The 22593-nt window shown below is 58.5% G+C and carries 23 protein-coding genes, 2 tRNA genes and 2 pseudogenes; 9 read left to right on the top strand and 18 right to left on the bottom strand.

Features of this window, described 5'->3' with window-relative positions:
• The first annotated feature begins 380 nt into the window (after positions 1–380).
• From PMI25_RS19020 to PMI25_RS19000, 5 genes and pseudogenes are all read left to right on the top strand, one after another.
• Entirely contained in the window at positions 381–671 is a 291-nt protein-coding gene (locus PMI25_RS19020; RefSeq protein WP_003220704.1) for a type II toxin-antitoxin system RelB/DinJ family antitoxin, read from the top strand.
• On the top strand, positions 637–951 hold the full coding sequence (locus PMI25_RS19015; protein WP_007961686.1) for a type II toxin-antitoxin system YafQ family toxin: 315 nt from the start codon (positions 637–639) through the stop codon (positions 949–951). The genes PMI25_RS19020 and PMI25_RS19015 overlap by 35 nt, the downstream gene beginning before the upstream one ends.
• Positions 952–1087: 136 nt before the next feature.
• On the top strand, positions 1088–1498 hold the full coding sequence (locus PMI25_RS19010; RefSeq protein ID WP_007961687.1) for an MbcA/ParS/Xre antitoxin family protein: 411 nt from the start codon (positions 1088–1090) through the stop codon (positions 1496–1498).
• A complete protein-coding gene (locus tag PMI25_RS19005; protein WP_007961689.1) occupies positions 1495–2175 on the top strand; it encodes an RES family NAD+ phosphorylase in 681 nt (226 codons plus the stop codon). The genes PMI25_RS19010 and PMI25_RS19005 overlap by 4 nt, the downstream gene beginning before the upstream one ends.
• Positions 2176–2239: 64 nt before the next feature.
• A pseudogene (locus PMI25_RS19000) lies at positions 2240–2365 on the top strand (helix-turn-helix domain-containing protein); the annotation flags it as partial.
• Positions 2366–2483: 118 nt separating this feature from the next.
• Here PMI25_RS19000 and PMI25_RS18995 read toward each other — a convergent pair.
• From PMI25_RS18995 to PMI25_RS18970, 6 genes are all read right to left on the bottom strand, one after another.
• Positions 2484–2559: transfer RNA gene (locus PMI25_RS18995), tRNA-Thr, on the bottom strand.
• Between the two features lie 418 nt (positions 2560–2977).
• Positions 2978–4213, bottom strand: coding sequence for a methyltransferase (locus tag PMI25_RS18990; RefSeq protein WP_007961691.1), 1236 nt, complete (start codon positions 4211–4213; stop codon positions 2978–2980).
• On the bottom strand, positions 4194–4883 hold the full coding sequence (locus PMI25_RS18985) for an ABC transporter permease (RefSeq protein WP_007961692.1): 690 nt from the start codon (positions 4881–4883) through the stop codon (positions 4194–4196). The genes PMI25_RS18990 and PMI25_RS18985 overlap by 20 nt, the downstream gene beginning before the upstream one ends.
• The gene (locus PMI25_RS18980; RefSeq protein ID WP_007961693.1) at positions 4880–5575 is read right to left on the bottom strand and encodes an ABC transporter permease; all 696 of its coding nucleotides are present in this window, start codon (positions 5573–5575) and stop codon (positions 4880–4882) included. The genes PMI25_RS18985 and PMI25_RS18980 overlap by 4 nt, the downstream gene beginning before the upstream one ends.
• Positions 5576–5651: 76 nt before the next feature.
• Positions 5652–6401 carry an ABC transporter substrate-binding protein gene (locus PMI25_RS18975; RefSeq protein ID WP_007961694.1) on the bottom strand — a complete coding sequence of 250 codons (750 nt, stop codon included), beginning with the start codon at positions 6399–6401 and terminating at the stop codon, positions 5652–5654.
• Between the two features lie 13 nt (positions 6402–6414).
• Positions 6415–7188 carry an ABC transporter ATP-binding protein gene (locus PMI25_RS18970; RefSeq protein ID WP_007961695.1) on the bottom strand — a complete coding sequence of 258 codons (774 nt, stop codon included), beginning with the start codon at positions 7186–7188 and terminating at the stop codon, positions 6415–6417.
• Positions 7189–7740: 552 nt separating this feature from the next.
• Between PMI25_RS18970 and gabP the strand changes: the two genes are divergently transcribed.
• A complete protein-coding gene (gabP, locus tag PMI25_RS18965) occupies positions 7741–9132 on the top strand; it encodes a GABA permease (protein ID WP_007961696.1) in 1392 nt (463 codons plus the stop codon).
• Between the two features lie 306 nt (positions 9133–9438).
• Here gabP and PMI25_RS18960 read toward each other — a convergent pair whose 3' ends face one another.
• The 4 genes from PMI25_RS18960 to PMI25_RS18945 all read right to left on the bottom strand — a co-directional run bounded on the left by PMI25_RS18960 (position 9439) and on the right by PMI25_RS18945 (position 12446).
• Positions 9439–9891: a hypothetical protein gene (locus PMI25_RS18960; protein ID WP_007961697.1), complete on the bottom strand. Its 453-nt coding sequence runs from the start codon at positions 9889–9891 to the stop codon at positions 9439–9441.
• A gap of 6 nt (positions 9892–9897) precedes the next feature.
• Positions 9898–10311 carry a hypothetical protein gene (locus PMI25_RS18955; protein ID WP_007961698.1) on the bottom strand — a complete coding sequence of 138 codons (414 nt, stop codon included), beginning with the start codon at positions 10309–10311 and terminating at the stop codon, positions 9898–9900.
• 28 nt (positions 10312–10339) lie between these two features.
• Positions 10340–11320, bottom strand: coding sequence for an alpha/beta hydrolase family protein (locus tag PMI25_RS18950; protein ID WP_007961699.1), 981 nt, complete (start codon positions 11318–11320; stop codon positions 10340–10342).
• A 67-nt stretch (positions 11321–11387) separates the two neighbouring features.
• Entirely contained in the window at positions 11388–12446 is a 1059-nt protein-coding gene (locus PMI25_RS18945; protein WP_007961700.1) for a PDDEXK nuclease domain-containing protein, read from the bottom strand.
• A 258-nt stretch (positions 12447–12704) separates the two neighbouring features.
• Here PMI25_RS18945 and PMI25_RS18940 point away from each other — a divergent pair, with 258 nt between their 5' ends.
• Positions 12705–13154 (top strand): hypothetical protein, encoded by a 450-nt coding sequence (locus PMI25_RS18940; protein ID WP_007961701.1) that lies wholly within the window; start codon positions 12705–12707, stop codon positions 13152–13154.
• A gap of 50 nt (positions 13155–13204) precedes the next feature.
• Here PMI25_RS18940 and PMI25_RS18935 read toward each other — a convergent pair whose 3' ends face one another.
• Positions 13205–13555, bottom strand: a complete 351-nt coding sequence (locus PMI25_RS18935) for a hypothetical protein (RefSeq protein WP_007961703.1) — start codon at positions 13553–13555, stop codon at positions 13205–13207.
• Positions 13556–13643: 88 nt separating this feature from the next.
• Between PMI25_RS18935 and PMI25_RS29985 the strand changes: the two are divergent.
• Positions 13644–13847, top strand: a pseudogene (locus tag PMI25_RS29985) (hypothetical protein); the annotation flags it as partial.
• Between the two features lie 118 nt (positions 13848–13965).
• Here PMI25_RS29985 and PMI25_RS18930 read toward each other — a convergent pair.
• The 7 genes from PMI25_RS18930 to PMI25_RS18900 all read right to left on the bottom strand — a co-directional run bounded on the left by PMI25_RS18930 (position 13966) and on the right by PMI25_RS18900 (position 20384).
• Positions 13966–14757 (bottom strand): TSUP family transporter, encoded by a 792-nt coding sequence (locus PMI25_RS18930; protein ID WP_007961704.1) that lies wholly within the window; start codon positions 14755–14757, stop codon positions 13966–13968.
• Positions 14758–14827: 70 nt separating this feature from the next.
• Positions 14828–15901, bottom strand: coding sequence for a hypothetical protein (locus PMI25_RS18925; protein ID WP_007961705.1), 1074 nt, complete (start codon positions 15899–15901; stop codon positions 14828–14830).
• A gap of 262 nt (positions 15902–16163) precedes the next feature.
• A tRNA-Phe gene (locus tag PMI25_RS18920) sits at positions 16164–16239 on the bottom strand.
• 103 nt (positions 16240–16342) lie between these two features.
• Positions 16343–16615 carry an oxidative damage protection protein gene (locus PMI25_RS18915; RefSeq protein ID WP_007961706.1) on the bottom strand — a complete coding sequence of 91 codons (273 nt, stop codon included), beginning with the start codon at positions 16613–16615 and terminating at the stop codon, positions 16343–16345.
• Positions 16612–17679 carry an A/G-specific adenine glycosylase gene (mutY, locus tag PMI25_RS18910; protein WP_007961707.1) on the bottom strand — a complete coding sequence of 356 codons (1068 nt, stop codon included), beginning with the start codon at positions 17677–17679 and terminating at the stop codon, positions 16612–16614. Before mutY ends, PMI25_RS18915 begins: the two co-directional genes overlap by 4 nt.
• Positions 17676–19901 (bottom strand): AsmA family protein, encoded by a 2226-nt coding sequence (locus tag PMI25_RS18905; RefSeq protein WP_007961708.1) that lies wholly within the window; start codon positions 19899–19901, stop codon positions 17676–17678. Before PMI25_RS18905 ends, mutY begins: the two co-directional genes overlap by 4 nt.
• 78 nt (positions 19902–19979) lie before the next feature.
• Positions 19980–20384, bottom strand: coding sequence for an acetyl-CoA sensor PanZ family protein (locus PMI25_RS18900; RefSeq protein WP_007961710.1), 405 nt, complete (start codon positions 20382–20384; stop codon positions 19980–19982).
• A 318-nt stretch (positions 20385–20702) separates the two neighbouring features.
• Between PMI25_RS18900 and PMI25_RS18895 the strand changes: the two genes are divergently transcribed.
• Positions 20703–22367 carry an OFA family MFS transporter gene (locus PMI25_RS18895; protein ID WP_007961711.1) on the top strand — a complete coding sequence of 555 codons (1665 nt, stop codon included), beginning with the start codon at positions 20703–20705 and terminating at the stop codon, positions 22365–22367.
• Positions 22368–22593 lie beyond the last annotated feature (226 nt).

Here is a 22593-nt window from a genome sequence, read left to right as displayed (position 1 = left end):
ATAGTTGTCGCGGGTTTAGTAGCGAATTGATGTCCCCGCCGATGGCTGGAAGCTGACACAGGATCGGGATTTTTGATGACGCGGGGGTGATTGGGGTCAAGAAAAGTGCGTGGTTTTGATGCGTGGGGCAATTTTTTTCGAAGAGAAACAGCTTACATCTTCCGGGGTTTATGCCTTCGTTATGCGCAGATAGGTCTCAGGCAAAGTAACGATTCAGCTGATAGCCCTACCTTGTAAAAGGAGTTGAAATGGCTGCCTGGCATGCGAGTCATGGCGGTAGAGAACCACCTATCAACTTCGCGTTGACCGACGAAGATCCCTCCGACCACAATGCAGAGGTAGCGCTTATGTAGCTACAAAATCACGATGAGGTAATTGAAATGGCTGCACTACTGAAAACTACCGATGTGCGCTGCCGAATTGATGAGGATTTGAAAGCGCGTGCCACTGAAGTCTTGAACGCTTGCGGGCTGAGCATTAGCGACGCCATGCGACTTTTTCTGCGACAGGTTGTTGCCACTCAGGGGCTTCCCTTCGAGGTACGAGTTCCATCAGAGAAAACGGCCCGCGCAATGATGGAAGCACGAGAAATCCGTCAGCGTTTCGACTCGATAGACGACATGCTGAGGACTGCTGATGGCGAGACCGGAGAAAACACAAAAACGCGCTGATCGGCCTAAACAGTGTGCGCAGACTTCTGAATTCAAGAAGTCTTGGGATCGTTATAACCGCGCCGGAAAGCGAGACATGAACGACGTCCGGAAGGTGATGGCGATGTTGTTCTTGGGGCAGCAATTACCGGCAGAATATCTGGATCATGCGCTGACTGGAGATTGGTCTGGATTCCGCGAGTGTCATATCGGTGGCGATTTTCTGATGATTTACGAGAACACGCGCCCAGACCTGATCACATTTGTGGATCTAGGGAGTCATTCAGAATTGTTCAAATAGCGCAGAAATACATAAGCGGGCTTAACTCCGGCTTCTGTGCTCTTGGTCGTTACGATTGTTCGTTTGTGTATAAAAACTCTAAAAAAATACAGTTATGTACTAGTCTTCAGTTAAGACAAAAAATCAGGAGGCGTCTATGCCTACCTCATCCCCAGCCCTCACCCCGCGTGAACAACTCGACGTCCCCGAAGCCGGGCGCGTCGCGCTGAAGTTCTTCTTCAACCTCATGGAGCGCTGGGGTTGCAACGCCGAGCAGCAGCGCACGCTGTTGGGTGGCGTCGGCAACACCACGTTCTACAAGTACAAACACCTGCCGCCGAACATTCGCCTGCCACACGACACGCTAGAGCGAATCTCATATCTGATGGGTATTCACAAGGCCTTGAGCATCATCTTCAGCAACAGCCGCGAGCGCGCTTATACGTGGGTCAGCAGCCCCAACACGGCTGCGCCATTCAATGGTCGAACGGCGCTGGATTACATGCTGGCGGGGAGGGTGGTCGACATCGCCGACGTGCGCCGCTACCTCGACGGGGTGCGCGGTTGAAGGCCCCGCCGCTGGCTGAGCCGCAATGGCCGAAGGCCTACCGGATCGTCAACAGCAGCTTCCCGCCGATTGCGCTGTTCGAAGACGTGCTCGACCCCGAAGACCTGGAAATCGCCTACGCGCTGGAAGCACTGACCAACGATCGCCTGATCGAACAGGCCGGCGTCCTCGCCCGCGTGCGCCCCGAAGACCGGCTCTCCGGCCCCGGTTCAACCCCGGTGATGGCGGCATTTACCCACATCGGCAAAAGCAGCCGCTTCACCGATGGCACCTTCGGCGTCTACTACGCCGCCAGCAGCCAGGCCGCGGCCATCGCCGAAACCTGCTATCACCAGGAGCGTTTCCTCGCGGCCACCAACGAGGCGGATCTTGAGTTGACCATGCGTACTTACGTTAATCGCGTGGTTAAGCCGCTGCATGATGTTCGTCACGACTTTCCAGATTTGCATCAACCCGATCCAGACGCCTATGGCCCATCCCAGGTGTTCGCCCGACAACTGCGCGAGTCGGAATCGTGGGGGATGCTCTACAACAGCGTGCGTCTGTCGGGCCATGAATGCGTCGCCGCATTTCGGCCGCCGGCGGTGTCGATTCCGAAGCAGGGCAAGCATTTGCGGTATGTGTGGAGTGCGAGTCAGCGCAGGATTTCGTATGTGTTTGAGATCAGTCAGGTTTGAAGCGCAACCTTATTCGACGAGCCTGTTCGTAGCCGGCCTTAAGCAACCGAATGAAAACTCATTGATGCTCAATGAATTGGAACAATTCCGGAAGGACTTGCTGGAATCTGTACGTCAGATGAAGGCCGGTAAAGCTGCACGTGTAACCGAGGTGCCGCGCCTCGCACCGGCAGAAGCACGTCCCTCGGTGACCAGCCATCCAGATCAATGACGATTTGGGGCTTCACAGGCTTGAGGCAGTGTGGACGTAATGTGGACGTACCAGAAACAACAAAGCCCCTGCATTTCTGCAGGGGCTTTGTTTTGTATGGTGCCGGCACCAGGAGTCGAACCCGGGACCTACTGATTACAAGTCAGTTGCTCTACCAACTGAGCTATACCGGCGTGTGGGCGACGATTATAGCGATTGGGTTGGTTCTGTAAACCCCTGAATTCAGACTATTTTTACGCAGGCGCTGGATCGGGCGTGACGTGGGCTGTGTCGCCGGGTTTCAAGCCGCAAAATCGGGCTGCTCGGCGCCAATCCAGCATGAGAGTGATGGCAGAGTTTCTGCACCGTTCAAGCACCCATTCGCCCGTTTATGTCCTTTTGATTGGAAGCTTATGCACAACGGATCGTCGCTACGGCAGTGTTGCGGGGGATTTTGTGGACACGTTCTCATTTTGTGCGCAAATGCCTGTTTTACAGGTTTTTTATCTATATGAACAAAAAATGACCAATGCTGTTTCGGCCGCGTAACAGCTGTAGATATTGGATCCAGTGGAAAACCATCAACAGAGTTATCCACAGGCTGTAAAGATTTCAAGCGCGTTCGGTCAGCAGCAGAAAATTACGCGGCGTCAGCAGTGGGTCGCAGAAGGTTCCTAGGCGTACGACGTATCCCCGTTCGGCGAGGAAAATGGCTCGATCAAGATTCAGCCAAAGCTCCAGCGGTCGTCGGAACAGTCCGCGCAGTAATTCCAGGTTGCGAACTTCGGCCAACCGCTGCCAACCAGCGGCTTCCAGTGCCTGCCAATCTGGCGTGCCGATTGTGGATAACTCCTTCAATGCAGCCAGATCGCGGCAGTAATCGGCGAAAGGTTTGTCCAGCCAGGCGCTGGGCAGGGACGGGGTGGGCAGGTATTCGTCTACTTCACGTACCTGCCGTTGCAGCAAATCGAAAGCCAGGCGTCGGGCCATGGAGGTGTCGCGCTGACGTCGGACTCTTGCACCGGCGGTGATGGTTTCGCTCATTGGCAGTGCCAGATCTTCGAGCGAGAGCTGTAGGGCGGATCGCAAACCCGCTGAGGACAAGGCCTGGTACTCGCTGCGATCGATCCGGTTGTAACAGCACGGGGCGATGGCCATCTGCTGACATCCGGCCGCGCTCGCCAGTTGCATCAAGCGCACATGCAGGTCGCCGCAGGCGTGCAGGGCGACCGGGGTGTGCTGAGCACTTATAACGCTCGCTGCGTCTGCCGCCAGTACATCTTGCTCGACATGCAGGGCGTGCAAATGATGCCGCTGACTCAGGGCCTGACCGCTGGCGACCAACGCCGGATCGTATTCGACACAAGTCAGCTGTTGTCCCGTACCCAACAGACGCCGACCCAAATGCCCCTTGCCGGAACACCAGTCCAGCCAATGTGTCGGCGGCGAGGCGAAAGATAAACGACTGGCGAAGGCTTCGATCTGCTGCCACTTGCGCCCCGGCACATCGACGTTCAATCGATGGCCTGGGGTTTCCAGCGTATGTCCCGGCAATTCACCGACCGCGCTCAGCTCAGTCGACAGCGCCGCCAATGCAGCGAACGGCTCCGGGGCATCGATAAGGTCGGCAGGGTGGTTATGCGCCCGCTCTGCATCTTCCAGCGATCGTCCGCGTAGCCACGAAGCCAATTCGGGGTAAACGATTTCCCATGGAAGCGAAAGATGAGTGAACGGACGAGGTTTCCACAGCGCCTGATGCTCAATCAGAAAAGCATCCAGCGCAGTGAAGCGGGCGAGTAGGTTCTCGCCCGTCAGCACGTGGGAAGTTTCAACGCCCTTGGCAGGCATCGACGCGCAGCCAGCGCTCCAGCAGCTTGAAGCCGCGCACCAGCACGTAGGACATCAGCAGGTAGAACACGCCGGCGGCGAAGAAGATTTCCACCGGCAGGTAGGTGCGGGCAATGATCGTGCGGGCCATGCCGGTCAGTTCCAGCAGGGTCACGGTACTCGCCAGCGCGCTGGCCTTGAGCATCAGGATCACTTCATTGCTGTAGGCCGGCAAACCGATGCGCGCCGCTCGCGGCAACATGATGTAGAACATCGCCTTGGGTTTGGACATGCCCAACGCCCGCGCCGCTTCGATTTCGCCCGGCGGAATCGCCTGGATCGCGCCGCGCAGGATCTCGGCGATGTACGCCGCCGTGTGCAGGGTCATGGTCGCAGTCGTACACCAGAACGGATCGCGCAGGTACGGCCACAACGCGCTGTTGCGAACCGCATCGAATTGCGCCAGGCCGTAATAGACGAGGAACAGTTGCACCAGCAATGGCGTGCCACGGAAAAAGAAGATGTAGGCGTAGGGCAAGGCGCGCACGTACCACAGCTTCGACGAGCGGGCGATGCCCAGCGGAATCGCCAGCAACAGGCCGGCAATCACGGCAATCGCCACCAGCTCCAGGGTCAGGGTCGCGCCCTGCGCCAGTTTCGGCAGCCACTTGATGATCACTTCCCAGTTCATGAAGCGCTCCTCGCAAAGCCGCGAGCGGCGCGTTTTTCCAGGAAGTGCATGCCGGTCATCGCCAGCACGGTGAGGCCGAGGTACATGACCGCCGCCACCAGATAGAAGGTGAACGGCTGTTTCGAGACGGTCACGCCGATCTGCGCGTGACGCATGATTTCTTCCAGACCGATCACGGAGACCAGTGCGGTGTCCTTCATCAGGATCATGAACAGGTTGCCCAGACCGGGCAGGGCGATGCGCCACATCTGCGGCATGATCAGTTTGGTGAAGATCCGCCATTTCGACAGGCCCAGCGCCACACCGGCTTCACGATGGCCCTTGGGAATGGCAAGGATCGCGCCGCGAAACACTTCCGTGGCGTAGGCGCCGAAGCACAGGCCCAGCGCAATCACGCCGGCAGCGAAGGCGCTGAGTTGCAGGTCGGGATTGCCGAAGAACTCACCGAGGCTGCGCATCAGGTTGACCGTACCGAAGTAGATCAACAGCACCCAGAGCAATTCCGGGACGCCACGCACCAGGGTCGAATAAGTACCGCCAAGCCATTGCAGCGGCTTGTACGGGGAAGTCTTGGCCAAGGCGCCGAGCAGACCGAGCACCAGTCCCAGGCACAGGGCCGTCAGCGCCAGTTTGACGGTCATCAGCGCACCGGCGGCGAGGGCCGGGCCGAATCCGTAGAGGTCGATAATCATGGATTTCTATTCAAATCGCGGCAGGCAAGGCCGGGACCGGCGCCGTCGGATCACGGCGCCGGTCCCGCAGGTCAGATCAATAGATGCTGAACGGGAAATACTTGTCGTTGATCTTCTTGTAGGTACCGTCGGCGACGATTTCCTTCAGGGCGGCGTTCAGCTTCTCACGCAGCGGATCGCCTTTGCGCACAGCAATGCCGATCTTGTCGCTTTCCACGACAGGGTCGCCCTTGAACTCATAGTTCTTGCCGGCGTCGCTTTTCAGCCAGTCATAGTTGGCGTACTTGTCGGCGAGGATGGCATCGACACGACCGGAGGTCAGGTCCAGATAGGCGTTTTCCTGGGTGTCGTAAAGGCTGACCTTGATGTCGTCACCATAGGTGTCCTCCAGCCAGGTACCGGCCAGCGTCGCACGCTGCGTACCGATGGTTTTGCCCTTGAGCGAATCCTTGTCGGTTTTGAAGTCGACGTTTTTCGGCGCGATGAACTGCAGCTTGTTCGAGTAGTACGGATCAGTGAAATCCACCGCGCCCTTGCGCTCTTCGGTGATCGACAGCGAGGAGACCAGGAAGTCGAACTTCTTGGCGTTCAGCGCCGGGATGATGCCGTCCCAGTCGGAGGTGACCACGCTGCACTCGACCTTCATCTTGGCGCACAGGGCGTCGCCGATGTCTTTGTCGAAGCCGACCACGTTGCCGCTGGCGTCTTTGTTGTTGAACGGCGGGTAAGCCGCCTCGATGCCCATCTTCAGGGTCTCGGCCATGGCGCCGGCGCTGAACGCGAGGGTGACGGCGGCGGCCAGGAAGACCTTTTTAAAATTCTGCATGCATGTTGCTCCGTTAGCGGTTGCTGGACATGAATTGTTTGCAGCGCGCCGAAAGCGGGTTTTCGAACACCTGCTGAGGCGATCCTTGCTCTTCCACCAGCCCCTGGTGGAGGAACACCACTTCGCTGGAGACCTGACGGGCAAAGCCCATTTCGTGGGTCACGAGCAGCATGGTGCGGCCTTCTTCGGCCAGTGCGCGGATGACACTAAGTACTTCCTGAACCATTTCCGGGTCAAGGGCGGAGGTGGGCTCGTCGAACAGAATCACCTTCGGTTGCATCGCCAGCGTGCGGGCGATCGCCGCGCGTTGTTGCTGACCACCGGACAGTTGCGCCGGGTAGGCATGGCGCTTGTCGGCGATGCCGACCTTGGCCAGCAGCGCTTCGGCGACTTCGATCGCCTCGGCCTTGCTCTGGCCGAGCACGCGGCGCGGGGCTTCGATGATGTTGTCGAGCACGCTCATATGCGGCCACAGATTAAAGTTTTGAAACACAAAACCAATCTCGGAACGCAGGCGGTTGATCTGTTTGCCATCAGCGGCAACCAGTTCGCCATTCTTGGCGGGCTTGAGCTTGAGCTCTTCCCCGGCCACCAGAATCTGACCCTGGTGCGGGTTTTCCAACAGGTTGATGCAACGCAGGAACGTGGACTTGCCGGAACCGGAGGAACCGAGGATCGAGATCACATCGCCGTCGCGGGCGGTCAGCGAGATGCCTTTGAGCACCTCAAGCTGTCCGTAGCGTTTGTGCAAGTTGCGGATTTCAAGCGCGGGCGTGGCCTCAGCCATGTGCGTTCCTCATATATGTTGCGCTCCTGCTGTTGGCGGGCCTTCCTGGCGAGGCGGCCAAGCTAGCATAGCGTTTCAATGGCAGCCAACAGCGCTACGAGCGGTAAGCGGATGGCGTGTGGCAGGTTGTCGCATCGGCACAGCAGACTGTCGCCCCATCAACAACCGAACGGGTGTTTGATCGTGAAAACCCGTGGGCGTTGCGTAAAAAAAGGCGCGATGTTGCCAGCTTTGGCGGGGTGTTGGAAGCGCTATCCGGCTGAACGTACACGATTCGCCCTTTTATTGGGCATCCCACACTTTTTCAGTGTGTTTCTGGTGCGCTGATTCGTCTGAAAAGTGAGTCGCAGGGTAACGCTCTGGCGAATAGCCATTAATCTCAAGGACTTGCGATGACTGTCCGGTCGCGTTCAAAGCCGCGGGCCAGAAGACTTTGAAACATTTTGGCGCATTTATTGCGTGCAGAATCTGGAACGCCCCGTTGGTTTCTTTTTACGAGAAGGAAAACCAGACAGGACGGACGCAATCGCTTTCCTCGCAAAGGTAGTTCCGATGAGCAGTACCCCAAGCTCCAATGGCCTCGAACAGGGGCTCAAACCGCGTCATGTGACCATGTTGTCGATCGCCGGTGTTATCGGCGCCGGTCTGTTCGTTGGCTCCGGCCACGCGATCGCTGCCGCCGGCCCCGCCGTACTGTTGGCCTACGCCGCCGCCGGTACCCTGGTGGTGCTGGTGATGCGCATGCTCGGTGAGATGGCTGTCGCCTCGCCCGACACCGGCTCGTTCTCGACATACGCCGACCGTGCCATCGGGCACTGGGCCGGCTTCACCATCGGCTGGTTGTACTGGTGGTTCTGGGTATTGGTGATTCCGCTGGAAGCCAACGCCGCTGCGACCATCCTCCATGCCTGGTTCCCGGGGATCGAGATCTGGGCGTTCGCATTGATCATCACCATGCTGCTGACGGTCACCAACCTGTTCAGCGTAAAAAACTACGGTGAATTCGAATTCTGGTTTGCCCTGATCAAAGTGCTGGCGATCATCGGCTTTATCATCCTCGGTCTGGCGGCTATCTTCGGCTTCCTGCCGAACAGCCAGGTCAGCGGCGTGTCGCACCTGTTCGACTCCGGCGGCTTCCTGCCCAACGGCATGGGCGCTGTGTTGGGTGCAATCCTGACTACCATGTTCTCGTTCATGGGGACCGAGATCGTGACCATCGCGGCCGCGGAATCGAAGAACCCGGGCAAGCAGATTTCCAAGGCAACCAACTCGGTGATCTGGCGGATCGGCCTGTTCTACCTGGTATCGATCTTCATCGTTGTGGCCCTGGTGCCATGGAACGATCCTACGCTGGCCAACCTCGGCTCCTACCAGACCGTGCTTGAGCGCATGGGCATTCCGAACGCGAAAATGATCGTCGACATCGTGGTGCTGGTCGCGGTCACCAGCTGCCTGAACTCGGCGCTGTACACTTCGTCGCGCATGCTGTTCTCCCTTGGCAAGCGCGGTGATGCACCGGCCATGTCGACCCGGGTCAACAAAAGCGGCACGCCTTACTGGGCAGTCATGCTGTCGACCGGCGCGGCGTTCCTCTGCACCTTCGCCAACTACGTAGCCCCGGCTGCCGTGTTTGAATTCCTGCTGGCCAGCTCCGGCGCCATTGCACTGCTGGTGTACCTGGTGATCGCGTTCTCGCAACTGCGCATGCGTAAACAACGCATGGCCCGCGGCGAGAAAATCGTCTTCAGCATGTGGCTGTTCCCGGGCCTGACCTACGCGGTGATCATCTTCATCGTCGCGGCCCTGACCATCATGCTGTTCCAGGAAGCCCACCGCGTGGAAATCCTCGCAACCGGCCTGCTGAGCCTCATGGTAGTCGCCGCCGGCCTGCTGGTGGCACGCCGTCGCAAGCTGGAAAACCGCGGTGCGGTGGTGTTGAACTGATCCGCAACGCGTAATGCAAAACGGCCGCTGTCAGTGATGACGAGCGGCCGTTTTTGTTTGTGCTGCCGGTTGCGAAACGTCACCACAAATCCGTAATCAGCTTTGTTCTCGCAAGAGCATAAAGTCTGAGCTGCCTTTCTCTTCGTCGAACCATTCATCCCAAGTTGTTTCCTTGGGAGTTAATGGTTTTGCTTTGGAGGGTCGCAGCTGAGTCTTCTGATTTCGGCAATTGTCCATCCTTGCATGAAGCTGTCTTCTTCACCTGACCTCCTTTTTTGACCGTGCGTGAATGTCAGGTGCAAAAAGTTACTCGGCTTTGCTGGCGCTGTCCTCCAGCGACTTGCCGTAAGTATCCAGCGCAATCCCGAAATCGGTGATGAACTGTGGCTCGCTCAGCCAGGCCTGGGCGGTTTCGATGTCCATGCCGTCGGCCCACATGCGGTAGTCGATCAGCATGTCGGCGGCCAGGTGAGTGGCGGCCATGCCTTCGTTCTCGGCGTTTTCCATGTCCAGCAGCTCTGGATGGTCAACGATGATGAACGCCAGTTCGCGCAGCAGGGTCAGCAGCATTTCGTTGCGGCTGACGGCTTCGGCATCGCGCATTTTGCTGAACATTGCGAGGGTGTATTCCGGGATCGGCTCGTCCAGATGCCCGAGGTTGTCGTCCTGGTCCAGCGGCTTACGGCCGACCATGCGGATGTGCTTGGCTTTGGCCTTGGCGCGTTTGGCGCGTTTCTGTTGCTTGTTCAGGGATGCCATGGGAACTCAGTTCTTCTGTTGGGTGTGTGCGGCAATCGCGTCGGACGCCGCCACATAGTCGGCCTGGAAGGCTGGGGATTCGATCCACGCCAGGGCGCCGGCTTCGTCGGTTTCCTTGGACCACTGGCGATACTCGATCAGCGCGGCGAGGATGAAGTCCATCGCGCCTTCTTCGCCTTCCTGTTCGTAGACCAGCTCCAGCAGCGGGTCTTCGAGGAACGCGGTGCACATGGCCTGCTGGCTGATCTTCTCGGCGTCGATCATTTTCTTGAACAGTTCGGTCAGGTCCACCGACTCGAAGTCGATGCGGTCATCGTTCGGGTCCAGTTCTACCGGTGTCTCGGCACGTTTGGTGCGGTTCTGCTTGGCCTTGGTCTTGGCCCGGGCGGCGCGTTTTTGCTGCTTGTTGGCGGAGGCCATGGTGTGTTCCGTCGTGCGTTGGAAGGGCTCAGCTGCGCGGCACTGACCGCCCGGGTGTGTCGGGGGCCAGTTCGCCGGTTTGCAGCCAGGTCAGAGCGATGGGCCATAGTGTGGCTTGGTATGCGCTGCGAAAAAAGGCGAAATGTCCGACTTGTTGTTCGCCGATGTCCTGCGGTTCGATACGCAAGTGGGTTTTGTGCGCATGGCTGAAGTAGCCCAGCAGGCGTTCGATGGCCGGGATCGTGCCGTACGGGTCGTCGCTGATGCTGACCGCCAGGGTGCGCGCGCGGACATTGGCGAAGGGCAGGCGACCGCTTTGCTGCAGCAGTCGGCGGCCGCTCGGACGCTGCTCGTAGCGCGCTACAGGTGTGCTCCAGTCGCGAACCACGCCTGAGGGCGTGTCCTCCAGCCAGCCGAGGCGTTTGCCCGGGAAATAGCCACAGATGCGCGTCAGCAGCGGCATCAGCAAATGCCATTTACCAAACATGCGCCAGCGCTGTACCGGCGCATAGTCGCGCCAGTAAGCGAACTGCGCGCCGACCGTCACCAACCGACGAATGACCTGCCCGGACTCGCCAAGTCCCGCCGCGCAACCGCCGAAACTGTGGCCGACCACATCGATGGGCTGGCCGGGGAATTCCCGTTGAGCGCGCTTGAGCATCGCTTCGAAATCCAGCGCGCCCCAATCGGTCCATGTAGCCTCAAGGCCTTTCAGGGTTGCCGGGCGCGATTCGCCGATGCCTCGGTAGTCGTAGGTGATCACGTCGAAGCCGTTGGCGAACAGGTAATCGGCGAAGCGCGTGTAGTGTCGGCAGCGTACCGAGGTGGCAGCGTTGATGATGACCACCGGGCGTTGCGGGTCAGGCAGGGTGTGCTGCCAGGTGAAACCGCCGAGCACAAAGTCATCGGCGGCGACTTCCTTGAAGGCCTCACCTTGTTTGCCTGTCAACACCGGTGACGGTGACGGTGACTGCATGTCTTGCGTTGCTGGCGCATCCTGACAGCTCATCGCTTTCGACCCTTTCGCGGAGCTGTCAACAATAGCCTTCGCGCCACACGGGAACAATCCGCCGTTTCTATTCAGCGGATTGCAGGAGCAGGCGTTCTTCGATCAGAGCCTGTTCCCGATTGAGTTCGGCGCGCAGCTCTTCCTCACTCGGCAGTATCGTTTTGTAACTGCTGGCGAACAGTTGCTCATTGCCCTTGAGCATCGAGTAACGCGCGACCGAGTCGTTGCTCTCAGCACACAGAATGATCCCGACTGTCGGCTTGTCGCCTTCGCTGCGCTTTAGTTCGTCGTACATGCGCACGTACATGTCCATTTGTCCGACGTCGCGAGCGCTGAGCTTGCCGCGCTTGAGGTCAATGATCACGAAGCATTTGAGTACGTAGTTGTAGAACACCAGGTCGATGTACAGATCGTCACCATCGGTGCTGATGCGTTGTTGTCGAGCGACAAAGGAAAAGCCTTTGCCCAACTCCAGAAGAAAGCCCTGCAGATGGTCAATGAGAGCCTGTTCGAGACGACTCTCCCTGACCTTGCCGGCCGACGGTAGCCCAAGGAATTCGAGTATGACGGGATCGCGTATGAATTCGCGCGGATGGGGTTTCATGGCTGCAATGTTGGTGGTGGCTTCTTCGATCACATCGGCCTTGTCCCGGCTCATCAGCAGTCGCTCGTAGTAGAGCGTATTGATCTGGCGATCAAGGGCGCGGCTGGACCAGTTCAGGTTGGCAGACTCTTCCATATACCAATGGCGAGCCTTGTCACTGGTGACGCCCAAAAGCCGCCGATAGTGTGTCCAACTCAATTCGGAACGCACTGCGTTCCAAATGGGAAACAACTGATAAAAACTCCGCATATAGCGCAGATTTCGATCATCAAACCCCTTCCCGAACTGCGCCGTCAGATCCTTCGCCAATAAGGCCAGCAACCGCTTGCCATACCCCGCCCGCTGCGCCCCTTGCTGTTCAAACTCGACAATATGCCGGCCGATCTGCCAGCAGGTCTGCACTTGGATCGTATCCACCGCACGCAGCACTTTTTGCCGCGCCTGGCGGATCAGTTCGCCCAACTCTCCAAGCAATGAATCGATTTTCGGGTCTTGCGCATCATCAGTTTTTAACGGGTTCATCGGGTCTTCCGCATCATTGGAAACAGACGCAAAAGCATGCCGGGATTCACCGCTCGGCGATGTCGGGCGAGCCTGTGAAGTCAGCAGGAAGGCGGGATGGGTAGTGCAGGACGTTGCCGGCAAAAGGCGTATTGATAGCAATGGTCTGTAGTCCATTTCGTACATGCGCCAAGTACCAATCAATCTAAAACAAGCCTTGCGGTGCCAAATCTAAAAAAGGGTAACGATTGGGTTCTTCAGAACCCGGGAGTCGCCATCATGAAAAACATTCGTTCATTCATGCTGCCGCTCGCTGCTGTCGGTTGGCTGCTGTTGCCTGGCATGTCCCAGGCCGCCAGCCTGGAACCGGTCGACAGTGCCGGCGTGCAAGTCCAGCAACAACAGCAAAACGGCATCAACTACCTGTCCGGCGGGATTGGCCTGGACGAGTCAAAAGCCATTCAGCAAACCCCCGGTTACAACCTGCACATGACGTTTGCGGTGGGCGCGCAAGACCAGTACACCGCGGATGTCGATGTGACGATTCAAAAGGCACCGGGGCAAACCGTGCTGACCCTCACTCAAACGGGGCCGCTGGTGTACGTGCAATTGCCACCCGGTAAATACACTGTGGTCGCCACACGCAATGGCGAAACACGGCGTGACGTGACAGACGTTGGCAGCGGCACTGCGCGCAATCTGGTGTTCCACTGGAATGACGCTGGATAACGTCGGGTGTATTGAAAAGTCGAGGCGCGGGTACAATCCCGCGCCTTCCTTTACCCCCGCGTACGCTTGGCCTTCTGCTTGTCGCCGGGCTCGCGCGCCATTCGGTGAATCCACAATCCAATCCAGCCGACGGCTATCAGGAACAGGGTGCCAACGCACTGCGACACGATCTCGAACCAGAACATTCGGGGTTGCTGCGCCAGGGTGTAGGTATGCCGGGGGCCGGAGCGGTTCCAGGTGGTAATGGAGCCGCTGATCAAGCTGTGGACGATCAGATAAGTCGACGCGGCGATAAGAAAGGCGATCAGTACGCCGACCAGCACCGTCAGCCAGAATGCAATCCGGCTCTGGCGATAGGGTGGTGGATGGGGCAGGGGCACGCGGGTTCTTTTCTGGTTCATCGAGCGGATGACCCTCTTCCATAAGGTGCGGCCAAAGTAGCGCGTATCGACGATGGCCGAAACCCGTCGACGTTGAAAACTCGTTTAGAACCTGGAAGACGCCGAACTGCGCAATGGTTATTCCATCGATCTCGACCCGCGTACCAAGCGCGTGCTGTTCAACGCCAACTATCACCACAGCGATGTACTCGGGCAGGACTTCTACCTGCAAGCGTCTTACCGCAACGAAGACAACAACTTCTATCACTCGCCGACTTATGGCTCGGCGCATCTCTACGATTACCGGGGCGTGGGCGGATGTAAACGTCGAATTGGTCGATGGCTTATTGATCGACTAGAACGATAAAACCAGCGGTCCCATGGAGGATCGCGGGTTCTTCATCGGGAATAAATGTACGGATACGCAGCGTTTAGAGCGAAGCAAATGTCTGAGCTATGGCAATGCGCAATGGATTGTTCTCTACGCTAAGAAGTTTGATGGCCAAGGCGCAGCAAACCACGATCAACATCGGTTTGACCAACTTCGGCCCGACCCGAACGGCGGCACGAGCGCCCAACTGTGCGCCGATGAAGGCAGCCAGCGCCATCGCTAGAGCTACTGGCCAGATAATCACGCCCTTGGTGATGAAGACACAAAGCGAGCCGAGATTGCACGAGGCGTTGGCAAGTTTGGTAAAACTCATGGCCCGCATCATGCCCAGACCGCAGAGCAGTACAAACCCAACGATAAAGAACGATCCCACCCCGGGGCCGAATATTCCGTCGTAGAAACCGAGGATCGGCGCGACAGTAAAGGAGAAAAGCAGAATTCCTATTCTCTTGCGCCGATCTTCATTGGCCAGTTTCGGCGATAGAGCAAAATAGATCGCCACCAGAATCAGCATTACAGGCACGCAAGCTTCCAGATATCGTTTATCGATTGAACTGACCAGCAAGGCGCCGCTGGCTCCACCAATAAATCCGCAGACAACCAGGAAGCGTCCTTCACGCCATTCAATCAACCCTTTACGAGCAAAAGTCACTGTCGCCGAAATGGTTGCTGATGCTGCCTGAAACTTGTTAGTTGCAATCGCGCTGATCGGATCTACACCGGCCAGAAACAATGCAGGCAAGGTGATCAGTCCTCCACCACCGGCAATCGCATCAAAAAAACCGGCACAAAACGCGACAAGCGCCAGCATGCCAATGATGTCCCAAGACATTGCATTACCTCTTTAATGGTTACCAATCAATTTTATGCTTGCGAGAAGTTCCGTACCCGCCGTGCGCAGATCAGCCCCGCACTAGTAATGGATCTTCTGAAATGACAATCGGGGAGGAGAATTTTGAAAGTCCGAAAATACGCACCAGCACTCTTCTGTTGTCTTTAATCACATCGCGACAGTGCAGTGCCCGGGTGTTATTGATGACCATGGCTGATTCCTGAGTCAGCGCGTACTCCGCCGGAGTCGACTCCTCTACGCCTTGGCAAAGAGCGGAGTAAGCCGTTTTCACAATCTTCGACACATTACTGTTCATCGAGAAACGGTAAGAGTTGAATCGGGCCGAGAACCCGACTTTGTCGTTGAAAGCCAGAATCGACACGTCACGACCGTTTGCACCTTTGCCACTGACAAAGGAGTCGCTGCGAGTGAACTGGAAGTTTTCAGTGGTCAGCGCCAGACAGTTGATGACACCAATTCTTTCGAGGACAGGTGGGAGCGGGATGACCCGTGTAGGTTCAAGGGTGGGGTTCCACAGCGCAGAAAGTATTAGCGAAGACGGGGAGGGTGAATGCCCGTCCTTTGCATCTACGGCACACCAGTAAGGTGCTTCAGTGTGCGGGCCAAGCGCAAGGCCTGAGTGTGAACTCAATTCTCTGGATTCTGGCTCCGCCTTGATCCTTGTGAGGCCGCCTCCCTTGAAGTTGGCCACCAGCCGTACCAATTTCCCATCGTTGTCTATGTCGTAAGCGAACGCGTTGTTGTCCACCAGCTTCAACAAAATCTGATTGCGTGAAGCCAGACAAAGAACATCTGGACGAGTTTCCAGAGTGGCCAGATCAGGGAGTTCATCTGGAGGGTTGGAAGTGTTGATAGTCTTGAGGCCTTCGAATATCAACATCGAGAACAGGCTGTCGGAATACGCCTCGAGCAATGCACATTGGCGTTGCGAAAAGGAAGGCTTCAATTCACTGGCCGCGGCAGAGGCCAGGAAATTGGCACCAGGAGCCTGCGGTCCACCGATGGCTGCGATTTCCACAGAGAGTTGATGAAGCAATGCCGATTGCCGGCAATTGAAGGTGAAGGTTCTGGATTCTTGCCCAATGCATGAATCAGAGGTTTGGGCTTTGATCTTGCTAATCATCTGTTACATCCCTGTTATGCATCCGCTTCGGGCTACGCGGCAGCTCTGAGTCCAATTCTGCCCAATCCATGGGCGAGCGTATGTCGTCCATTTCCGCTAGGGCCTACGGAGCGTTCTGGCAGTTTTGAAAGAATTCAGGAAAGGGAGATTTTTGATATGGAGCGCAGGGACGGTTCGGTGCTTCGCAGAGGCGGGCGGCGTGCTTGATCAAATCGCAGGCATAAAAAAACCCTGAATCTTGCGATTCAGGGTTTTCGGTATTTGGTGCCCAGAGACGGAATCGAACCGCCGACACGGGGATTTTCAATCCCCTGCTCTACCGACTGAGCTATCTGGGCAACGGGGCGCATTAAAAGGGTTTTTCGGATTTACGTCAACGACTTTTTTAAAATTTCTTAAATTAATTCCGTCGCTTACGATTCGCCCCCCGATTTTGCGGGTTTACTCCGCAGGCGGAACGTAGCCTTCAGCTTTGGCGTAATCCTCGCCGGAGAAGTACTTGTCCATTTCGCCCTGCAGATATTTGCGGTCTTCGGCATTCATCATGTTCAGACGTTTTTCGTTGATCAGCAGGGTCTGGTGCTTCTGCCAGTCGGCCCAGGCCTTGGCCGATACGTGGTCAAAAATATCCTGACCTTTGGCGCCCGGGAAAGGAGCGCGGTCCAGCGCGGGCAGTTCTTCTTTGTACTTGCGGCACATGATGGTGCGGGTCATGACAACTCTCCTGCGTTCAATACGGCGGCCGCGCGTTCGAGCAAGGTTTTGACCGGGGCGGCAAGGCCCAGGCGCGGCGGGGTGGCGAGGTTATACCAGAGCCAGTCGGCCTCGGCCACGTGATGGCTGGCCTCCTGTACCTGAACCAGCCAGGGTTCGATGGACAACTGGAAATGGCTGAAGGTGTGGACGAGGCTTGGCAGCGCCTGCTGCTCGCCCATGGTCAGCGAATGCTGATCGGCCAGATGTTGCAGGTCGTCGAGGTCGTCGAGTTCCGGCAGGCTCCACAAACCGCCCCACAGGCCGCTGGAGGGCCGACGATAAAGCAGAATCGCGCCTTCTTTGTTGGCGAGCATCGGCATCAGCGTGTGTTTCTGCGGGATGGCCTTGCGCGGTTTGGGGATAGGGTAGCGTGTCTCCAGCCCGAGCATGTGCGCCTCGCAACCCTTTTCCAGCGGACACAGCAGGCAGCTGGGTTTGCTGCGGGTGCACAACGTGGCGCCGAGATCCATCATCGCCTGGGTGTAGGCGTTGACCCGATCGTGCGGCGTGAAACGCTCGGCATTGGCCCACAGCTGCTTGGCGACCTTCGGTTCACCCGGGTAGCCCTCTTGCGCGGTAAAACGCGCCAGAACGCGTTTGACGTTGCCGTCGAGGATCGGCGCGCGCAGGCCCATGCTGATGCTGGCGATGGCGCCGGCGGTGGACAGGCCGATCCCCGGCAGATCCGTCAGCTTTTCGACGTCACGGGGAAACTCGCCGCCGTACTGGCTGATGACGATCTTCGCGGTCTTCTGCAGATTGCGCGCGCGGGTGTAGTAACCGAGCCCGGTCCACAGGTGCAGCACTTCGTCCTCCGGCGCTTCGGCCAGCGCTTGCACCGTCGGCAGCGCGGCCATGAAGCGGTCGAAGTAATTGAGCACGGTGCTGACCTGGGTCTGCTGCAACATGATCTCCGACACCCACACCCGATACGGATTGATGTCCTGCTGCCAAGGCAAATCGTGGCGGCCGTGGCGGTCGAACCATTCCAGCACCGCCGTGGAAAACTGCTCCGCTCTCATCGCTTGAACAGCCCCTTCAATGCGTTTTTCAATTCCGGGCTGACCTTGTCGCCGAGTTTTTCATCGATCTTCTCGCTGAGTTTGTCGCCGGCCATTTTGGTCGCGACCTGGCCGAGACGTTCGTTGTCCACACGGCAGGCCTTGGCGCCCAGCTCCAGCGGGCCACGGCAGCGTAGCGGCCACTCGATACCGACGAATTTCTCGCCGACCTGACAGGCCGGATCCGGCATGGCACTGGTGTCGCCTTCGACGATGATGCCGACGCGGTAATCCATGCCCAGCACCCGCAGGTCGATGTCGCCATCGCCGTTGACGGTCATGCCCGGGATGCGCACTTTCAGGTCCGGGTTGCTGGCCACGCCGTTGCGGAAGGTCAGGTTGCCCTTGAGTTCCTGGAAGGGCGTGTCCTTACCCCGTGGCTCGCCGCTGAGGGTTTTGCGGTTGAGGGTGGCGATGCCTTTGCACAGTTGCTGTTCAAGGTTGGCGTTGAGCAGCACGCCGTTGTTGATCACGAAACTGGCGTTGCCGTTGAGGGTTTCGATCAGCGCCTGCTGGCTGTTGCCGCTGCCGGTGAGGCTGCTGGTCAGTGTGACCAGGCCTTTGACCGGCGGATTCTTGCCCTGGCTTTCGAGGATTTTCTCGGCCGGCACGCGGTTGATTCTGGTCTGCAGGTTCAGCACCGGCGCACTTGGGCGTACGTCGAGGGTGCCCTTGGCTTCGAAGTCGCCGTTGTACAGGCCGCCACGCAGATTCTCCAACGTCAGCAGGCCGCCCTGGCCCGTGGCTTTGAGTGCGGCGTTCTGGATCGGCAGTTTGTCCAGGGTCAGCTGGCCGAAGGTCAGGTCGGCATCGACGTCGAGTTTGGCCAGGCGCTCGACCGGCAGCAGACGCTCGGTGCTCCAGGCGCTTTTGCTTGGCTTGTCCGGCAGCGGAGTGCTGCCGGCGCCGGCCATGGCATCGGCTTCGGTGCTGGCGACTTCGGCCTGACGCACTTGCGTGGCGTTCTTGGCTTTTTCCGATTTCGGCGGCAGATAGCGGTCGACGTCGAAGGTGTCAGCCTTGAGGATCGCGCGCAGCGACTGCTTGGCGAAATCTTCCACGGCAATGCGTCCGCTGAAGCTGCTGTCGTCGAGTTTCAGGTTGATGTTGTCGAAGGCCACGCTGGTTGGCGTGGCGGCCACGCGGCTCACCAGTTCGACTTTGCTCAGGCTGCCGGGCGCCATGGCTGGCAGCGTCTGGCCGATGCTGTCGACAAATTTCGCCAGATCGAACTGGGCGATCGAGAGCCCGCCAGTGATCTGCGGGGTCTTGTCGAGGTCGTTGACCTTCAGCTCACCGAGCGCGCGCAACTGGTTGGCGGAGATCTTGATCCCGGTCCATTCGGCGACATTCGCTGCCTTGTCCAGAGAGATCTGGCCTTGGGCGGAGAAAGTCATGGCTTTGCCCTGCAGCGGATCGCCGGTCAGTTCGCCGGACAGTTTCATGTCTTCGAATTTGTAGCGCTGCAAGGCGCGCTCGATGCGCAGCTCGCCATTGAGTTCGGTACGCACGCGCAGAACAGGCTGATTGGTGCTCAGAAACGCCGTGGCTTTCAGCGGAATATTGGTCGAATCGTGTACCGCACCGGTGCTCAGCTGGATGCTTTCGGCGCTGTACTGCTTGCCGGTCTGCTCGTCGTTGTATTCAACCCGGGCGTTGTTGACGGTCAGGCTGTCGATGTCGAGGCGGATTGGCTGTGGCGGTTTTTCCGGCTGGGCGGGGGCCGCTGCAACAGGCGGGCTGGCAGGCGTCGGGCTGCCGACAGGCGTGGCGGGAGGTGGCAGCTTGCCGATGTCTTCCCAGTTGCCGTGGCCGTTCTTGTCGCGTTTGAGGCGCAGGTTCAGGCCTTCGACGCGCACATCGCTCATCTGCACTTCGCGGCGCAACAGCGGCAGCACGCGCACGGACAGGCCGAGCATCTGCAGGTCGGCATACGGTTCGGTCGGGTTGATCAGGGTGGCGATGCTGGCCTCATGCAGTTCCAGGCCGAGCCACGGGAACAGGCTCCAGCCGATATCGCCATTGAGCGTCAGCTCGATGTGGGCCTTGTCGCGAGCTATCTGGCGAATCTCGTCTTTGTAGTCGTTGGGATCAAACAGGTGGGTCAGGGCGAAGCCCGCCGCCACAATGATCAGCAACAGCCCGAGAAGTACCAGACCCAGGATTTTGCCGAACGCTTTCATGGGCGAGTCCTTGTAGTTAGTCGAATTCGTAATTTAGCCGGGGAGTATAGCGCTGCATCCGCCCGAATCGGGGCGCTGTCATGTCGCGATGACGTCCAGCGGCAATTGCAATTTGGTAGCCAGCGCCTGAGCTTCAAGGTGTCCGGCCGGTGCCAGCAGGCGCAGTTGGGCTCCCGCTTGCGACGCCATTTTCTGTGCTTGGTTCACCAGCCGCTCGGCTACCCCACGGCGCCGGGTGACTTTTCGTACACACAAATGTGACAAGTACCAAACCTTGTCGTGCCTTGTCAGGCGAGCCGCACCAAGCAGGCGATCATTGAAACGTCCTGTAATCAAAGACTCTCCAGCCAGACTGATTTCAATCAATTGGGCGTCCCCGGAGTACGGCGCGAACAGCCATGGCGGGGCGTCACCATAGATCTTCTGCAAGTCCTGTTGATCCTGGTAACTGGCGTCTTCAAGCATTTGAACGATGACAGGCATGATTTTCCCGTTTATGAGGCTCTATGCAGGCGCTGCCGCAGGCTGCGATCTTTTGACGTTGGCGATTTCAAAACAGATCAAAAGATCACAGCGTTCCGCAGCTCCTGCAGGGACGAGATCAGATGACACGAAAAAGGTGATATCAGTTTGGTTTTTCTGTCACGTGCAAATGGTAACCTTCGCCGGTTCGTCCGTCCTTCTGCGACTTAACGTCGCGCCTTCAAGGAGCTTCACCCGAAAAAACGGTCATGCCTGCGTGCATAAAGGCCGAGGGTGAGCAGTGGCTGGCGAACCATACTAATAATTGGGGGATACACAATGAGCACGAGCATCACGGCGGACGGCCTTCGCGCCGACCAGCCTGCGTTCCTGTCCAAGGAACGCATCATCGCCAAGCCCGGTTTCAACCGTTGGCTGGTGCCACCGGCCGCTCTGGCCATTCACCTGTGCATCGGCATGGCCTACGGTTTCTCGGTGTTCTGGCTGCCGTTGTCCAAGGCGCTGGGCGTCACCGCTCCGGTGGCTTGCGCGCCGGACATGAGCTTCATCGCTCAGGTCTTTTCTTCGCAATGCGACTGGCCGATCTCCATGCTCGGCTGGATCTACACGCTGTTCTTCATCTTCCTCGGCTGCTCGGCCGCGATCTGGGGTGGCTGGCTGGAACACGCCGGGCCACGCAAGGCTGGTGTGGTTTCGGCACTGTGCTGGTGCGGCGGTCTGCTGATCTCGGCGCTGGGGATTTATACCCACCAGATCTGGCTGATGTGGATCGGCTCCGGCGTGATCGGCGGTATCGGTCTGGGCCTGGGCTACATTTCGCCGGTATCGACCCTGATCAAGTGGTTCCCGGACAAGCGCGGCATGGCAACCGGCATGGCGATCATGGGCTTCGGCGGCGGCGCGATGGTCGGTGCACCGTTGGCGACTGCGCTGATGAGCCACTTCGCTTCGCCTGCCGGTGTCGGCGTGTGGCAGAGCTTCGTGGCCATGGCGGCGATCTACTTCGTGTTCATGATCGGTGGCGCCCTGGCCTACCGCGTGCCGCCAACCGGCTGGAAGCCTGAAGGCTGGACTGCGCCGGCGAAAAAAGCCTCGAACGCGATGATCACCCACCGTCACGTTCACGTGAATGTGGCGTGGAAAACCCCGCAGTTCCGTCTGGTGTGGCTGGTGCTGTGCCTGAACGTATCGGCCGGTATCGGCATCCTCGGCATGGCTTCGCCACTGCTGCAGGAAGTGTTCGGCGGCAAGCTGCTGGGCGTTGACGTGCCGTTCGGTCAACTGGACGCCGGGCAACTGGCTTCGATCGCCGCGATCGCTGCCGGCTTCACCGGTCTGCTGAGCCTGTTCAACATCGGAGGCCGCTTCTTCTGGGCTTCGTTCTCGGACTACCTGGGACGCAAAAACACCTACTTCGTGTTCTTCGCCCTCGGTTTTGCCCTGTACGCGCTGATCCCGAACATGGGCCATCTGGGCAATGTTGCGCTGTTCGTGGCGGCGTTCTGCATCATCCTGTCGATGTACGGTGGTGGTTTCGCGACCGTTCCGGCGTATCTGGCCGACCTGTTCGGCACGCAGATGGTCGGTGCGATCCACGGTCGCCTGCTGACTGCCTGGGCCGCCGCCGGCGTGCTCGGTCCGGTGCTGGTGAACTACCTGCGTGAGTATCAGCTGAGCATCGGCGTTGAACGCGCCGCCGCTTACGACATCACTCTGTACATCCTCGCGGGCCTGCTGGTGCTGGGTTTCCTGTGCAACCTGCTGGTGCGTCCGGTGGCCGACAAGTACTTCATGACCGACGCCGAACTGGCCGCCGAACAAGCGCTGGGTCATGACAAAGGTGCTGATGCCAGCACCGTGCTGGAGTGGAAAGCCGCACCGGGCAGCAAGCCGCTGGCGATTGCCGCGTGGCTGGCGGTGGGTATTCCGTTGGCGTGGGGTGTGTGGGTGACCCTGCAGAAGACGGCGGTACTGTTTCACTAAGGTGTTAGCTGGATAAACACCGAACCTGTGGGAGCGAGCTTGCTCGCGAAGGCGCAGTGTCAGTCGACATCAGTGTTGGCTGAACTACCGCATTCGCGAGCAAGCTCGCTCCCACATTTGTTTTCGGGGTGCCTGTAATGGCTTGTATGGACATGTCTACCCGCGACAGCCGGGGCTTCTGTCCGTCAGGCATCTCACGTCGCGTGTTTCTGTTTCGGCCCCGCGT

Source organism: Pseudomonas sp. GM30 (assembly GCF_000282275.2).
Lineage (GTDB): Bacteria > Pseudomonadota > Gammaproteobacteria > Pseudomonadales > Pseudomonadaceae > Aquipseudomonas.
This window is presented reverse-complemented; position numbering and strand designations above follow the sequence as displayed.